Origin of the sequence: Streptomyces sp. NBC_00273 (assembly GCF_036178145.1) — a bacterium.
Classification (GTDB): domain Bacteria; phylum Actinomycetota; class Actinomycetes; order Streptomycetales; family Streptomycetaceae; genus Streptomyces.
This window is the reverse complement of the sequence record NZ_CP108067.1, coordinates 3,264,773-3,279,570: the sequence shown is the minus strand read 5'-3', so window position 1 is coordinate 3,279,570 and position 14,798 is coordinate 3,264,773. Positions and strand designations below refer to the sequence as shown.

Genomic DNA, 14,798 nt, shown 5'->3' with positions numbered 1-14,798 from the left:
GTGATGTTTCCTTCACCCGCGCGGGGGATCGAACATCCGTACGGATCTGGACTAGGCTGAAGAATGGGCGAGGGTGGCGTTGCATCGGCTCTACCTGGCCTCGGTACCCTTCGAGCGGCACCCGAGCCACCCCTGCGCCCGACCGGGCCAGAAAAGAAATTCAGCGAGGAGCGAACTGCGTGACCGCCGACACGTCCGTGCCTTCCAGCGCGCTGCTGTCCGGAGCAGACCGGGACGGTTCCAACTACACCGCGCGGCACCTGCTCGTCCTCGAAGGGCTGGAGGCCGTCCGCAAGCGCCCCGGCATGTATATCGGCTCCACCGACAGCCGGGGCCTCATGCACTGCCTGTGGGAGATCATCGACAATTCCGTCGACGAGGCCCTGGGCGGCTACTGCGACCACATCGAGGTGATCCTCCACGAGGACGCCTCCGTCGAGGTCCGCGACAACGGCCGCGGCATCCCCGTGGACGTCGAGCCCAAGACCGGCCTGTCAGGCATCGAGGTCGTCATGACCAAGCTGCACGCCGGCGGCAAGTTCGGCGGTGGCTCGTACGCGGCCTCCGGCGGCCTGCACGGCGTCGGCGCCTCCGTGGTCAACGCCCTCTCCGCCCGTCTTGACGTCGAGGTCGACCGCAACAGCTCGACCCACGCCATCAGCTTCCGGCGCGGCGTCCCGGGCATGTTCACCGAGCAGGGCCCCGACAGCCCCTTCGACCCCGCCAACGGCCTCCGCAAGGTCAAGCGGGTCGCCAAGGGCAAGACCGGCACCCGGGTCCGTTACTGGGCCGACCGCCAGATCTTCCTCAAGGACGCCCGGCTCAACCTGGAGACGCTCTACCAGCGTGCCCGCCAGACCGCCTTCCTCGTCCCCGGCCTGACCCTGGTCGTCCGCGACGAGCGCGGCATCGACGGGGCCGGCAAGACCGAGGAGACCTTCCGCTTCGACGGCGGCATCAGCGAGTTCTGCGAGTACCTCGCCCAGGACAAGGCCGTCTGCGACGTGCTGCGGCTGACCGGATCGGGCACCTTCAAGGAGACCGTCCCGGTCCTCGACGACCGCGGCCACATGACCCCGACCGAGGTCACCCGCGAGCTCGGCGTGGACATCGCCCTGCGCTGGGGCACGGGGTACGAGACCGGCGTCAAGTCCTTCGTGAACATCATCGCCACCCCCAAGGGCGGCACCCACGTCACCGGCTTCGAACGCTCCGTGGCCAAGACCGTCAACGAGGTGCTGCGCTCGGCCAAGCTGCTGCGCGTCGCCGAGGATGACGTGGTCAAGGACGACGCGATGGAGGGCATGACGGCCGTCGTCACCGTCCGGCTCGCCGAGCCGCAGTTCGAGGGCCAGACCAAGGAGGTGCTCGGCACCTCCGCGGCCACCCGGATCGTCGCCGCCGTGGTCGCCAAGGAGCTCAAGGCATTCCTGACCTCCACCAAGCGCGACGACAAGCAGCAGGCCCGCGCCGTGATGGAGAAGATCGTCGCGGCGGCCCGGACCAGGATCGCGGCCCGTCAGCACAAGGAGGCGCAGCGTCGCAAGACGGCGCTGGAGACCTCCTCGCTCCCCGCCAAGCTGGCCGACTGCCGCAGCGACGACGTGGACCGCAGCGAGCTCTTCATCGTCGAGGGCGACTCCGCCCTCGGTACCGCGAAGCTCGCCCGGAACTCGGAGTTCCAGGCGCTCCTGCCCATCCGCGGCAAGATCCTCAACGTCCAGAAGTCCTCGATCTCGGACATGCTCAAGAACGCCGAGTGCGGGGCGATCATCCAGGTCATAGGAGCCGGCTCGGGCCGGACCTTCGACATCGACGCCGCGCGGTACGGCAAGATCGTGCTGCTCGTGGACGCCGACGTCGACGGCGCGCACATCCGCTGCCTGCTGCTCACGCTCTTCCAGCGGTACATGCGGCCGATGGTCGAGGCCGGCCGGGTCTTCGCGGCCGTGCCGCCGCTGCACCGGATCGAGCTGGTCCAGCCGAAGAAGGGCCAGGACAAGTACGTCTACACGTACTCGGACAACGAGCTGCGCCAGACCCTGCTGGAGTACCAGCGCAAGAACGTCCGGTACAAGGACTCGATCCAGCGCTACAAGGGTCTCGGCGAGATGGACGCGGACCAGCTGGCGGAGACCACCATGGACCCCCGCCACCGCACCCTGCGCCGGATCAACATCGGCGACCTGGACTCGGCCGAGCAGGTCTTCGACCTGCTCATGGGCAATGAGGTGGCCCCGCGCAAGGAGTTCATCACGAGCTCCGCGGCGACCCTGGACCGCTCGCGCATCGACGCCTGATCCGGGTGCCGCCGGACCCCGGCGGGCACTGACCCCGAACGCACCACGGCACACCGGCGCTCTTCGCTCCATCACCTGTTGGAGTGAAGAGCGCCGGTACACCAGTCCGGAAAGCCCCATTCCGCACATCCTTGTGGGCACGCGGCCACTGCGGCAGCGGACAAGGAGAGTTCGGTGGACAAGCACGAAGGTCGTGATACCGGAACGATCCGGTTGGACGACCCCTGGTACGACGCGCTGGCCGTCGGGTGGGGCGAGGGTGAGGAAACGTCCCAGCCGGCCCCGGTTCCCGTGGGCGGACGCCCCGCGCCCGGAGCATCCGAGATCTACCTCGAAGTGCAGCGCAGCGCCGCCTTCCAGGAGGTGCGCACCCGCTACCGCAGGTTCGTCGTCCCCGCCACCGCCGGGTTCTTCCTCTGGTACGTCGCCTACGTGGTCGCCGCCACCGCCGCGCCCGGCCTGATGGCCCGGCCCGTGGCGGGCGCGGTCAACGTGGCCATGCTGGCGGGACTCGGCCAGTTCCTCAGCACCTTCCTGCTGACCTGGGCCTACGCCCGGCACGCGCGGCTGCGCCGGGACCGGGCCGCGCTCGATCTGCGCTGGACCGTCTTCGAGCAGGAGCACGGCGCCGAGCGGACCCGGGCGAGGAGGGCCGGCCGGTGACCACCGAGCACCAGACCCTCGCGCTGATCCTGTTCAGCCTCTTCATCGCGGTGACCCTCGGCATCACCACCTGGGTCAGCCGGAACCGGCACGGGTCGGCCGAGGAGTTCTACGCGGGCGGGCGATTGTTCTCCCCGATGGAGAACGGATTCGCCATCGCGGGCGACTACATGTCCGCGGCCTCGTTCCTCGGCATCTCCGGCCTGATCGCCCTGTTCGGCTACGACGGGCTGCTGTACTCGGTGGGCTTCCTCGTGGCCTGGCTCGTCGTGCTGTTCCTCGTCGCCGAACTGGTCCGCAACTGCGGGCGCTTCACCCTTGCCGACGTGGTCGCCGCCCGGATGAGCGAACGTCCGGTCCGGATCGCGGCCGGCACCTCCTCGGTCGTCGTCTCCGTCCTCTACCTCATCGCGCAGATGGTCGGCGCGGGCAGTCTGGTCGGCCTGCTGTTGGGGAATTCGGGCGCCGTCGCCCGCACCCTCACCGTGGTGGGGGTGGGCGCGCTGATGGTGGTCTACGTGTCCTTCGGCGGGATGCGGGCCACCACCTGGATCCAGATCGTGAAGGCCGTGCTGCTGATGGGCGGCGCGATCACCCTGACCGTGCTCGTGCTGCTGCGCTTCCACGGGAACTTCGACCAGTTGCTCACCAGCGCCGCCGACCGCAGCGGGCACGGCCGGGCGTTCCTGGGCCCCGGCCTCAAGTACGGCGGGGGCTGGACCGCCCGCATCGACTTCATGAGCCTCGGTCTCGCGCTGGTCCTCGGGACCGCCGGGCTGCCGCACATCCTGTCGCGGTTCTACACCGTGCCCACCGCCCGGTCGGCCCGCCGCTCGGTGGTGTGGGCGATCGCGCTGATCGGCGGCTTCTACCTGATGACGATCGTGCTCGGCTTCGGGGCGGCCGCGCTGGTGGGACCGGACGAGGTACGGGCCTCCAACGCCTCCGGGAACACGGCCGTTCCGCTGCTGGCGGCCTTCCTCGGCGGGGGCGCCGACACCACCGGGGGCGCGGTGCTGTTCGCCTTCGTCGCCGCCATCGCCTTCGCCACCATCCTGGCCGTGGTCGCCGGGATCACCCTGGCCTCCTCGGCCTCCGTGGCGCACGACCTGTACGCCTCCCTCAAGCGCCGGCACGCCCGGCAGCGCAGCGAGGTCGCGGTGGCCCGGGGCGCGGCCGTCGGCATCGGGGCGGTGGCGATCGCCCTCGGGCTGCTCGCCCAGGACCTCAACGTGGCGTTCCTGGTGGGGCTGGCCTTCGCGGTGGCGGCTTCGGCCAATCTGCCGGTGCTGCTGTACTCGCTCTTCTGGCGCGGCTTCACCACGCGCGGAGCCGTCTGGTCGGTGTACGGCGGCCTGATTCCGTCGGTGCTGCTGGTACTGGTCTCGCCAGTGGTGTCGGGCAGCGCCGAATCCCTCTTCCCCGGAGCGGACTTCCAGTACTTCCCGCTCCAGAACCCGGGGATCGTCTCGATCCCGCTGGGCTTCCTGGCGGGCTGGCTGGGCACCGTCACCTCGGGCGAGGAAGCGGACGAGGCGAAGCACGCGGAGACGGAGGTCCGCTCCCTGACCGGAGCCGGAGCGGTCTGAGAGGCCGAGGGACGGAGCGGCCGGTCGGTCGGGAGGGCGGCCGGTCGCTCGGGAGGCCGGTCGGCAGGGCGCCGTCAGGCCGGACCCTCCGACGGGAGCCAGGTGTAGCGGTGCTCCGGGCGGCCGGTCTCGCCGTAGCGCAGGGCGAGGCTGACCCGGGCGGTGCGTTCGAGCAGCTTGAGATAGCGCTGGGCGGTCTGCCGGCTGATGCCCGCGCGGTCGGCGATCTGCTGGGTGGACAAGGGGCCTTCGGCGGACCGCAGCACCCGGCGGACGAGCTCCGCGGTGGTGGCGGAATGGCCCTTGGGGAGCTCGTTGGGGGATCCCGCGGCGGCGAGGGCACCGAAGATCCGGTCCACCTCGGCCTGTTCGGCCTCACCGCCCGTGTCCAGGGTGCGGCGCAGCGCCCCGTACGCCTCCAGTCGGCTGCGCAGTCCGGCGAAGGTGAAGGGTTTGACCATGTACTGCAGGGCGCCGAGGCGCATGGCGGCCTGCACCGTGGTGAGGTCGCGGGCGGCGGTGACCATGATCACATCCGTGCGGTGGCCGAGCTGGCGCAGGCGCCGGACGAGGTCCAGGCCGTTCTCGTCGGGGAGGTAGTGGTCCAGCAGGACCAGGTCCACCGGACGAGAGGTGAGGAACTCCAGGGCCTCGGCGGCCGAATGGGCCTGCGCCGTCACCAGGAATCCGGGAACCTTTGCCACGTACGCCGCGTTGATCCGGGCAACACGCATGTCGTCGTCGACGACCAATACGTGAATCGGGGTCTCGTTCACCGCAGGGCCTCCGGGAGTACGACGGAGAATTCCGCCCCTCCGTCCGCTGCTTCACCGGCCCGGGCGCTGCCGCCCTGCCGCTCCGCGAGGCGGCGTACGAGGGCGAGGCCCAGCCCGCGCTCGCGGTGGGCCTTGGGCTGCTTGGTCGACCAGCCCTCCGTGAAGATCTCCTCACGACGCGCGGCGGGCACCCCGGGGCCGCTGTCGCACACCCGCAGCACGGCGGTACGGCCCTCCGCGCGCAGTTCCACCTCGACCAGGGGCGCCACTGAACCCGCTGCGGCGTCCAGAGCGTTGTCCACGAGGTTGCCGAGGATCGTGACGAGGCCACCCGGGTCCACCAGGCGGTCGGGGAGGAGGGTGGAGCCGGCCAGGCGCAGGGGGACGCCGCGCTCGGCGGCGACGGCCGCCTTGCCCACCAGGAGGGCGGCCAGCAGCGGGTCGTGGACCTTCTCGGTGACCTGTTCGGCCGTCGTGCGGTGCACGCAGGCGACCTCGGTCACGAACTCCACCGCCTCCTCGTGCAGGCCCAGCTCCAGCAGGCCGAGGAGGGTGTGGAGGCGGTTGGCGTGCTCGTGGTCCTGGGCGCGCAGGGCATCGATCAGGCCCCGGGTGGAGTCGAGCTCGCGGGCGAGGTGCTCCAGCTCGGTGCGGTCGCGCAGGGTGGCGACGGCACCGCCGTCCTCGGTGGGCATGCGGTTGGCCACCAGGACCCGGGGGCCCTGGACGGTGAGCAGGTCCCGGCCGGTGACACGGCCCGACAGGACGTCCGCGGTGCGGCCCGCGCCCAGTACGTCCTCCAGCGGGCGCCCCGCGCAGCCGTCGGTGGCGTCCGGGGCGAGGCCCAGCAGGCGGGCGGCCTCGTCGTTGACCAGCCGGACCCTGCCGTCGGGGGCCAGGGCGATCACGCCCTCGCGGATGGAGTGCAGCATGGCCTCGCGCTCGGCGAGCAGGCCGGCGATGTCGGAGAAGGCCAGATCGCGGGTCTGCCGCTGGATCCTGCGGGAGAGCAGGTAGGCGGCGAGGGCGCCCGCCGCCAGGGCCCCGCCCGCGTAGGCGAGCAGTCCGGGGATCGCGCCGAGCAGCCGATCGCGGACGCTGTCGTAGGCGATGCCGACGGAGACGGCGCCGACGATCTCGCCGTCGGCCGCGAGGAGCGGGACCTTGCCGCGGGCGGAGCGGCCCAGGGTGCCCTCGTCGATCTCCATGACCTCGCGCCCCGCCAGGGCATCGCTCGGGTCGGTGGAGACGGGCAGCCCGATCCGGTCGGCGCTCGGGTGCGAGCGGCGGATGCCGTTCAGGTCGAGCACGACCACGTACTCGGCTCCGGTGGCCCGGCGGATCCGCTCGGCCGAGGACTGCACGGGGCTGTCGGCCGACGGCCCGGAGCTCAGGACCCCGGCGGCCAGCGCCGGGTCGGCCGCGGCGCTCTGCGCGATGGCCAGGGCGCGCCGCATGGCCTGGTCGTCGAGCTGGGCGCTGAGCGGCGCCAGGAACAGCCCGGTCGCCAGTACGGCGACCCCGGCGGCGATGGCCAGCTGGGTCAGCAGGATCTGGGAGACGGCCCGTCTGGGCAGCCCGAGGCGCCGAGCGCTCATGAGGGGGAACCGCATGGGCAGCAACGGTAGGTCGGCACCGGCACGAGCGGAATGCTTACGCCCGGCTTGTCGGGTACCCCACTCCCGTCATGCCCGGACCGTGTCCCACGCCTCACTGTGGGTGAAGTAGGTGTCGTAGAGATCCTGGACGTCCAGCAGGGACTCCGGCGGCACTTTCCCGTAGGCGATCCGTTCCAGGTGGCGGAAGTACTCGAACCGCTCGATGCCCGGCGTGATCACGATGAGGATGTCGGCGTTCTCCCCGGGCGCGGCGGCGAACGCGTGATCGAGGCCGGGCGGCACGATGACGAGGTCGCCGCGTTCCGCGGTCACCACCTGGTCGCCCGACAGGAGCTGCGCGGTGCCGTCGAGCAGGTAGAAGAGCTCGGCGGACCGAGAGTGGTGGTGGGGCGCAGCCCCGTTGGCGCCGTCCAACAGGCTCACGCGCTGGGTCGACAGGGCGCCGCCGGTGGAACTGCTGTCGGCGAGGAGCCGGATGGTGGTCGGGGCGGCGCCGATCGTCTCGGCCTCGGCCGAGCGCACGATCACCGATTCTTCGAAGGAAGGCACGATCAGGGACATGTCGTCTTCTCCTGGGGGAAGGCAGCTGGTGAGGGTGGGGCGGGGCGGGCGGGTGGTCAGGTCCGGGCCGGCTCGGCGGCGGCGCGGACGGCAGGGACCGGACGCTCGCGCAGCAGGAGGCCCGCGGTCACGGCGACGGCGAGGGCGGTGGCGCCGTGGACCCCGTAGGCCTGAGCCGCGGGTCCGCCGCCCGCGAGGACGATCACCATGTCGCCGGCGGGGACGAAGACGATCGCCGCCATGGCCCAGCCGAGCGCCCGGCGCTGCCCCGTGAGCAGGAGCGCGAGGATGACCAGGCCGGTCGCGACATCGCGTACGCCCTTGACGGCGAGGAAGGCGGCGCCGTCGTGCTGCGGCCAGGTCGGCAGCCCGAAGTCGGCGGCGGTGATCTGCGGCGCGAGCAGGTAGCTGAGGCCGACGTACAGGATGAACGCGGCGCCGGTGGCGGCCAGGGCGGTGGTGAAGTGCTTGAGGGACATGGTTGTCTCCGTCTCCTGGAGGTGGTGGGGGAGGGGCGGCGCGGGGGAGGGGATCAGCGCGGAGCGGCGGTGCGGCGGACGGCGCGCATCCGGCGGACGTAGGCGGGACGCCCGACGGTGTGCCACAGCAGGCGCCCGGCGAGGGGCAGGGCGGTGAGCATCGCCGCGCGCTCGGCCCGGTCGGCGTCCTCCAGGACCATCCCGAGGAAGAACAGCAGCTTGGGCTTGGGCGTGCTGGTCAGGAAGTGCTCGCCCAGTCGGTCCCACTCGTCCGCGGACAGGTGGCGGGCGGCGAGCGGCAGGAGCGATTCCTCCTCGTCCGCCAGGTGCTCCAGCAGCACGGTCCGGTGCTCGGAGAGGACCGACACGAGCGTGTCGCGTTCCGCCTCCCCGGCCCGGCCCTCCCAGGCGGGCAGGGCCTCCTCGGCGGCCGCAAGACTCGCGGCCACCCGCTCGTGCTGGGCCTCCATGCGCAGGACGAGGTCCGCTTCGAGGTCGACCCGCGCCATCAGCGGCGGCCACAGGTATGCGTCCTCGCCGTGGTGGTGGCCCGTCAGACCGAGTCGGTAGTCGCGGAAGTGGTCCCCGAGGACCCGTGCCCGCGCCGTGTCGCCGGGAGCCACCGCGGCGATCAGTTCGACCAGCAGGCGCGCCTCGCGGCGCAGGCCGCGGTGGATGACCACCATCTCGTGGGTGTTCGGCCGTGCGGTGCTCCGGTGCGTTCGCCGTGCTCGTGCCGTCCCTGGCTGCGTCGTCTTCATGGGAAGAGACTCGACCTCGGTACATGGAGGGTTCTTGGAAGCCGCTTGGAAGGTTCCGCAGCGTCATTCGGCCTACGGTGGGCCGGAGTTGACCGATGCGGCGTACGTTGGTGGGGTCATGGTCCACATACGCGTACTCGGCTCCTTCACGGCCGAGCGGGACGGCGAGGCGATCCCGCTCGGCGGCCACCGCCAGCGCTCCGTACTGGCCCTGCTCGTAGCCGCGCGCGGCCGGGTCGTGTCCGTCGACCGGATGATCGAGGAACTCTGGCAGGGGGCGCCGCCCTCCCGGGCCGTTGCCTCCCTCCAGGCCTACGTCTCCAACCTGCGCCGCCTCCTGGAACCGGGCCGGGCCCCGCGCACCCCCGCCCGACTGCTGGTGAGCGCGCCGCCCGGGTACGCGCTTCGGCTTCCCGAGGACGCCGTCGACGCCTGGCGCTTCGAGCGGCTGCTCGGCCGCGCCCGCGAGGCCCTGCACGCCGAGCCGGACACCGCCGGAGCCCTGCTCCGCGAGGCGCTGGCGCTGTGGCAGGGGCCGGCGTACGCGGAGACCGCCGACGAGCCGTGGACCCACGCCGAGATCCTGCGGCTCGGCGAGCTGCGGCTGGCCGCGCGCGAACTCGGCATCGCCGCCGGGTTGCGGGGCGGCGCCGACCTCGCCGGGGCGGTCGCCGAGGCCGCGTTGCTGACCCGGGACGAGCCGCTGCGGGAGGAGGCATGGCGGCTGCACGCCCTCGCCCTGTGGGCGGCGGGCCGGCAGGCCGACGCGCTGTCGGCGCTGCGCCGGGCCAGGACGGTGCTCGCCGACGAGGTGGGACTGGATCCCGGTGCCGCCCTGGTCGAGCTGGAGAAGGCGGTCCTGGCCCAGGACGGCCGGGTGCTGCGCGAGGCCACGCGGCCACCGGAGCCCGTGCCGCACGTGCCACCTGCGCCGCATGTGCCACCTGTGCCGCATGTGCCCGAGGTGCCCGCGGTGCCGGCCGCCACCGGAGCCGAGCCGTTCGTCGGGCGAGAAGGGGAACTGGAGCGGCTGACGGCGGCGGCGCACCGGGCCCGCGCGGCCGGCCCCGGCGTCGCGCTGGTCACCGGCGAGGCCGGGATGGGCAAGTCGGCGCTGCTGCGCGCCCTCGGCGACCGGCTCCGCGCCGAGGGCTGGCTCGTCGCCTTCGGGCGCAACACCGACGCCGAGGGCGCACCACCCGCCTGGGCCTGGGTCGAAGCACTGCGCGCCGTCGCGGCGGCCGCCCCGCCCGAGCCCGCGGTGGCCGCCGCGCTCTCGCCCCTCCTGGCCGAGGACGCTCCCGCCACCGGCCGTACGCCCGTCGGCGAGGACGTCGCCGCCGGGCGGTTCCGGCTGCACCGCGCCGTCGGCCAGTGGTTGGCGGAGGCTGCGCGCGGGCGGCCCGTCGCCGTCGTCCTGGACGACCTGCACTGGGCCGACGCCGAGACGCTGGCGCTGCTGTCGGGTGCCGCCGACCTCCACCCGGGTACCGCGCTGCTCGTCGTGGGCGCGTACCGGCCGGAGGACACGGAGGGCCGGCTCGACGACGCCCTGGCCGGACTGGCCCGGCGTTCACCGGCCCGGATCGCGCTGTGCGGCCTCACCGAGGAGGCCGTGGCCGAGGTGGTCCGGTGCGTGGGCGGCCCGCAGGTCGACGCGGAGGTCATGACCGCGCTGACCGAACGCACGGGAGGGAACCCCTTCTACGTCCAGGAGAGCGCCAGGCTGCTGGGCAGCGAGGGCTCGCTGGTGGCGCTGTCCGAGGTGCCCGAGGGCGTACGGGACGTGCTGCGACGGCGGCTCGGACGGCTCCCCGAGGCAGTGGTGGCCGTACTGCGCCTGGCCGCGGTGGCCGGACGGGAGTCCGGCGTCGAGGTCCTGGTCGGGGCGGCGGACACCGACGAGGACGGCGTACTGGGCGCGTTGGAAGCCGGTCTGCTCGCCGGGTTGCTGGCCGAACCCGAGCCGGGGCGGATCCGGTTCGCCCACGCACTGGTGCGCGACACCCTGCTGGCGGACCTCAGTCGGCTGCGCTCCTCGCGGATGCACGGCCGGATCGCGGTCTGCCTGGAGCGGCTCGCCCCGGACGACGTCTCCGCGCTGGCCCACCACTACGTGCGCGCGGCCTCCTCGGCGACGGCGGCGAAGGCGGTCGCCCACTGCCTGCGGGCCGCCCGGCTCGCGGAGAGCCGGTTCGCCCATGACGTGGCCGCCGTGCTGCTCGCCGAGGCGGTGGAGTGCTTCGAGCGGGTCCCCGCGGGGTCCGGGGGCGACCGGGACGCCGAGCGCGCCGAGCTGCTGGGCCTGCTGGTACGGGCCCAGGTGCGGGCGGGGGCGGTCATGGCGGCCCGCACGACCCGGCGTACCGCGATCGACCGCGCGGTCGGCGCCGGCCGGGACGACCTGCTGGTCGCGGCGTTCACGGCATGGACCGAACCGACCCCGTGGCAGACGCGGCCCTACGGCGTGGTCGACGGACCGGTGGTGGAGCTGCTGGAGCGCCTGCTGGCGCGGCCCGGTCACGAACCCGCCGTACGCTGCGGGCTGCTCGGTGCGTACGCAGCCGAGCTGTCCGACGCCAAGGTGGCGGGCGTACGGGCGGCGGCGCGCGAGGCGCTCGGCCTCGCGGAGGGCACCGGGGACCCCGTGCTGCGGGCGGGGGCGCTCGCGGCGCTGGTCAAGGAACTCGACGCCGACCTGGAATGGCCCGAACGCGCCGCGCTGGGAGGCGAACTCGAACGGATCGGCGCCGCGCACGAGCTGCCGGGCCACCAGTGGTACGGGATGTTCGTCCGCTCCACGGCGCTGGCCGCCGAGGGCGATGTGGCCGGTGCCCGCCGGCTCGTGGAACGGTGGACACGGTTCGCACGGACCTACCGGATGCCCGGACCGGTCGCCGTCGGCGAGGCGGTCGAGGCGACCTGGGCCCACGTCGAGGGCCGGTTCGAGGAGGCGGAGCACCTCTACCGGCAGGCGGCCGCGCGGATGGCCCGGCAGGGATCCCCGCACGCGGAGGGGATCCTCGCGGTCGCGATCGCGACGCTGCGGGCGAGCCAGGGGCGGCTCGCGCAGTCACTGCCCCGGCTGCGGCAGGTGTACGCGGCCTTCGGCCCGCCGGCCGGGGACCTGCTCGCGGTCGCGCTGGCCGCCGCGGGCGAGGAGCGGGAGGCCCGCGAGGTCCTCGACCGGGCGGGACCGCTGCGGACGGACTACTTCTTCAAGGTCTTCGCGACCTTCCGGGCGATGACCCTGGTCATGCTCGGGGAGCGGACGGGCGCCGAGGAGTTGTACGCGGCCCTGCTGCCGTACCGCGACGCCCCGCCGCCCTCCTCCGGGTTCACCGTGGCGGTCCGCCCGGTCGCCCGCACCCTGGGCGAACTGGCCGTGCTGCTGGGCCGCGAGGACGAGGCCGCCGGCCACTTCGCGCGCGCGGCGGCCGTCGCCGAGCGGTGGCACAGCCCGTGGGGGGCCGCCTGACCTCCGGCCGCCTGGCGTCCGGGGCCGCCTGACGTCCGGGGCCTGAGCTCGGGACCAGAGTCCGGGCGGACGGGAGCCCGGCCGAACCGGATCCGTCACGGCATCGGCTGGGGCGGGCGGGGCCCGTGGTACTGCCCGCTCGGCCGCATCCGCAGTGGCCGCTCCTGGTACTCCTCCAGGGCGTGCGCCATCCACCCCGCCGTGCGGGCGACCGCGAAGACCGTCTCCCCGGCCTCCGCCGGCATCCCGCACGACACCGTCAGCACGGCCAGCGCCAGGTCCACGTTGGCGTGCAGCCCGCCCTGCCGGGCCATCACCGCGGCCACCTCGCGCGCGGCACCCAGCGCCGGACCGGCCTGCTCCAGTCCTTCCAACGAGGCGAAGAGCACCCGCGCGCGAGGATCTTCGCCCCGGTACAGCCGGTGGCCGAGCCCGGGGACCCGGCGTCCCGCCCGCAGGTACTCCGCCACCACCGGCGCGGCCCCGCCCTGTTCCAGCACCTCCACCAGCATCCGGTGCGCGAGCCGTCCGGCCGCGCCGTGCAGCGGGCCCTCCAGGACGCCGAGCCCGGCGGAGACCGCCGCGTACGGATGGGCCCGCGCGGAGGCGGCCACCCGTACGGCCAGGGTCGAGGCGGCCAGGTCGTGGTCGACCAGCAGGGCCAGCGCGAGGTCCAGTACGGCCAGTGCGTCCGGGTCCGGCTCCCGCAGCGTCAGCCGCGACCACAACTGCCGGGCGATCCGGCCGTCCCCGGCCCATCGGGCCGGGCCGCCCACCGTCGGCAGCGCGCCGACCAGCGTGGGGATCAGGGCGCGCGCGGAGCCGAGTACCGCCTCCTCGGACAGGTCGAAGCGCAGCGGATCCGCGACCGCGGCGGCCGCGACCGCCACCCGCAACCGGTCGATGGGGCCGCCGTGTTCCGGCAGCGAGGCCACTGCCCGCCGGGCCGCCTCCAGGGTCTGCGGGGGCGCGGTGAACCGGGCCCCGGGCGTGAGGGTGCCCGTCCAGAGCCACTCGGCGACCTCTTCGTAGCGGTACCGGGAAGCCAGCTCCACGGCGTCCACGCCGCGGAAGTAGTACCGGTCGGGCTCGATGAGGGTGAGCGCCGTGCGGACGGAGAGTTCCCCGCCGGGGGCCGCCGCCTCGCGCCGGCTCCGCCGGGCCAGCGCCTCCACCTCGGCGGCGTCGAAGCTGCTGCCCCGCCCGGCGGGATCGCGGCGGCTGGTGAGCTGGCCCCGACTGACGTACGCGTACACCGTCGCCGGTTTCACCCCGAGTGCGCGGGCGGCCTCCTGCGTGCTGAGCCTGCGCCCGCTGTCCGTCTGGTCGCTCATGACGAACACCCTACAGATGGACTGGTATGTTGATTCAATCAATATTGACAGCGATTGAATCCATCATGGATGGTCGATCCATGGACACCACCTTGGAAGTACCCCGCGGCCTCGCGGGAGTCGTGGTCACCGAAACCGGGCTGGGCGACGTCCGGGGCCGGGAAGGCTTCTACCACTACCGCCAGTACTCGGCCGTCGAACTCGCCGCCACCCGCAGCTTCGAGGACGTGTGGCACCTGATGTTCCGCGGCACGCTCCCGGCGGACGCCGCCGAGCGCGCCGCCTTCGCGGCCGAGATCGCACCCCTGCGCCGACTTCCCGAGGAGGTACGGGACGCCCTGCCGGCGCTGGCCCGTGCCACCCGGCTCTCCGGCCCCCTGGCCGGGCTGCGCACCGCGCTCTCACTGCTGGGCGCCTGTGCCGGCTACCGCCCGGTCTACGACCTCGACCCCGGCCGCCGGGCCGCCGACGCACTGGCCGCCTGCGCCGCCGTACCGACCCTGCTGACCGCGCTGCACCGGCTGGGGCAGGGCCTGGAGCCGGTGGAGCCGCGCGAGGACCTTCCGTACGCCGCCAACTACCTCTACATGCTGACCGGCCGGGAACCCGACCCGGTCCGGGCCCGCGCGGTCGAGCGGTACCTGATATCCACCGTCGACCACGGCTTCAACGCCTCGACGTTCACCGCCCGGGTGATCGCCTCCACCGGCGCCGATGTCGCCGCCTGTCTGACCGGGGCCATCGGCGCGCTCTCCGGCCCCCTGCACGGCGGCGCACCCAGCCGGGCCCTGGACACCCTCGACGCCATCGGGACGGTGGACCGGATCGGGCCGTGGATCCGCGAACGGGTCCTGGCGGGCGACCGGATCATGGGCTTCGGCCACCCCGTCTACCGCACCGAGGACCCCCGGTCCCGCATGCTGCGCGAGATCGCCCTCCAGTTCGGCGGCCCCCTCGTGGACTTCGCCGTCGAGGTCGAGCGCCAGGTCGAGGAGATCCTCGCCGAACTGAAGCCCGGCCGGGAACTGCACACCAACGTGGAGTTCTACGCGGGCGTGGTCATGGAGCTCTGCGGGCTCCCGCGCGAGATGTTCACGCCGACCTTCTGTGCGGCCCGTGTGGTCGGCTGGAGCGCGAACATCCTCGAACAGGCCACCGATTCGAAGATCATCCGACCGGCCGCCCGGTACACCGGCCCCACCCCGCCCCACCCGGTGCCGCCCCTGCACTGACGGAGC

At 73.4% G+C, this 14,798-nt stretch carries 11 protein-coding genes; 5 read left to right on the top strand and 6 right to left on the bottom strand.

What is annotated here, in order from left to right; genetic code table 11:
* The first annotated feature begins 179 nt into the window (after nucleotides 1–179).
* From OG386_RS13700 to OG386_RS13690, 3 genes are all read left to right on the top strand, one after another.
* A complete protein-coding gene (locus OG386_RS13700) occupies nucleotides 180–2,300 on the top strand; it encodes a DNA gyrase/topoisomerase IV subunit B (RefSeq protein ID WP_328788410.1) in 2,121 nt (706 codons plus the stop codon).
* Nucleotides 2,301–2,474: 174 nt separating this feature from the next.
* A complete protein-coding gene (locus OG386_RS13695; protein WP_327382888.1) occupies nucleotides 2,475–2,963 on the top strand; it encodes a DUF485 domain-containing protein in 489 nt (162 codons plus the stop codon).
* The gene (locus OG386_RS13690) at nucleotides 2,960–4,552 is read left to right on the top strand and encodes a solute symporter family protein (RefSeq protein ID WP_328788409.1); all 1,593 of its coding nucleotides are present in this window, start codon (nucleotides 2,960–2,962) and stop codon (nucleotides 4,550–4,552) included. The genes OG386_RS13695 and OG386_RS13690 overlap by 4 nt, the downstream gene beginning before the upstream one ends.
* 74 nt (nucleotides 4,553–4,626) lie before the next feature.
* Here the strand turns inward: OG386_RS13690 and OG386_RS13685 are convergent, their stop codons facing one another.
* The 5 genes from OG386_RS13685 to OG386_RS13665 all read right to left on the bottom strand — a co-directional run bounded on the left by OG386_RS13685 (nucleotide 4,627) and on the right by OG386_RS13665 (nucleotide 8,748).
* Nucleotides 4,627–5,286 carry a response regulator gene (locus tag OG386_RS13685; protein ID WP_405790822.1) on the bottom strand — a complete coding sequence of 220 codons (660 nt, stop codon included), beginning with the start codon at nucleotides 5,284–5,286 and terminating at the stop codon, nucleotides 4,627–4,629.
* A 38-nt stretch (nucleotides 5,287–5,324) separates the two neighbouring features.
* On the bottom strand, nucleotides 5,325–6,941 hold the full coding sequence (locus OG386_RS13680) for a sensor histidine kinase (protein ID WP_328788407.1): 1,617 nt from the start codon (nucleotides 6,939–6,941) through the stop codon (nucleotides 5,325–5,327).
* Between the two features lie 72 nt (nucleotides 6,942–7,013).
* Nucleotides 7,014–7,508 carry a cupin domain-containing protein gene (locus OG386_RS13675; RefSeq protein ID WP_328788406.1) on the bottom strand — a complete coding sequence of 165 codons (495 nt, stop codon included), beginning with the start codon at nucleotides 7,506–7,508 and terminating at the stop codon, nucleotides 7,014–7,016.
* A gap of 56 nt (nucleotides 7,509–7,564) precedes the next feature.
* Entirely contained in the window at nucleotides 7,565–7,987 is a 423-nt protein-coding gene (locus OG386_RS13670) for a DUF4267 domain-containing protein (protein WP_328788405.1), read from the bottom strand.
* A gap of 53 nt (nucleotides 7,988–8,040) precedes the next feature.
* Nucleotides 8,041–8,748 carry a hemerythrin domain-containing protein gene (locus tag OG386_RS13665; RefSeq protein ID WP_328788404.1) on the bottom strand — a complete coding sequence of 236 codons (708 nt, stop codon included), beginning with the start codon at nucleotides 8,746–8,748 and terminating at the stop codon, nucleotides 8,041–8,043.
* A 118-nt stretch (nucleotides 8,749–8,866) separates the two neighbouring features.
* Here OG386_RS13665 and OG386_RS13660 point away from each other — a divergent pair, with 118 nt between their 5' ends.
* The gene (locus OG386_RS13660) at nucleotides 8,867–12,226 is read left to right on the top strand and encodes a BTAD domain-containing putative transcriptional regulator (protein ID WP_328788403.1); all 3,360 of its coding nucleotides are present in this window, start codon (nucleotides 8,867–8,869) and stop codon (nucleotides 12,224–12,226) included.
* 95 nt (nucleotides 12,227–12,321) lie between these two features.
* Here OG386_RS13660 and OG386_RS13655 read toward each other — a convergent pair whose 3' ends face one another.
* On the bottom strand, nucleotides 12,322–13,560 hold the full coding sequence (locus tag OG386_RS13655) for a citrate synthase (protein WP_328788402.1): 1,239 nt from the start codon (nucleotides 13,558–13,560) through the stop codon (nucleotides 12,322–12,324).
* Nucleotides 13,561–13,625: 65 nt separating this feature from the next.
* Between OG386_RS13655 and OG386_RS13650 the strand changes: the two genes are divergently transcribed.
* Nucleotides 13,626–14,792, top strand: coding sequence for a citrate synthase (locus OG386_RS13650; RefSeq protein WP_328788401.1), 1,167 nt, complete (start codon nucleotides 13,626–13,628; stop codon nucleotides 14,790–14,792).
* Nucleotides 14,793–14,798 lie beyond the last annotated feature (6 nt).

Bases quoted from the DNA above. Each gene is read 5' to 3' on its own strand.
- OG386_RS13670 (WP_328788405.1), bottom strand. From the start codon at position 7,987: ATGTCCCTCAAGCACTTCACCACCGCCCTGGCCGCCACCGGCGCCGCG.
- OG386_RS13650 (WP_328788401.1), top strand. From the start codon at position 13,626: ATGGATGGTCGATCCATGGACACCACCTTGGAAGTACCCCGCGGCCTC.
- OG386_RS13685 (WP_405790822.1), bottom strand. From the start codon at position 5,286: ATGCGTGTTGCCCGGATCAACGCGGCGTACGTGGCAAAGGTTCCCGGA.
- OG386_RS13660 (WP_328788403.1), top strand. From the start codon at position 8,867: ATGGTCCACATACGCGTACTCGGCTCCTTCACGGCCGAGCGGGACGGC.
- OG386_RS13655 (WP_328788402.1), bottom strand. From the start codon at position 13,560: ATGAGCGACCAGACGGACAGCGGGCGCAGGCTCAGCACGCAGGAGGCC.
- OG386_RS13675 (WP_328788406.1), bottom strand. From the start codon at position 7,508: ATGTCCCTGATCGTGCCTTCCTTCGAAGAATCGGTGATCGTGCGCTCG.
- OG386_RS13680 (WP_328788407.1), bottom strand. From the start codon at position 6,941: ATGCGGTTCCCCCTCATGAGCGCTCGGCGCCTCGGGCTGCCCAGACGG.
- OG386_RS13665 (WP_328788404.1), bottom strand. From the start codon at position 8,748: ATGAAGACGACGCAGCCAGGGACGGCACGAGCACGGCGAACGCACCGG.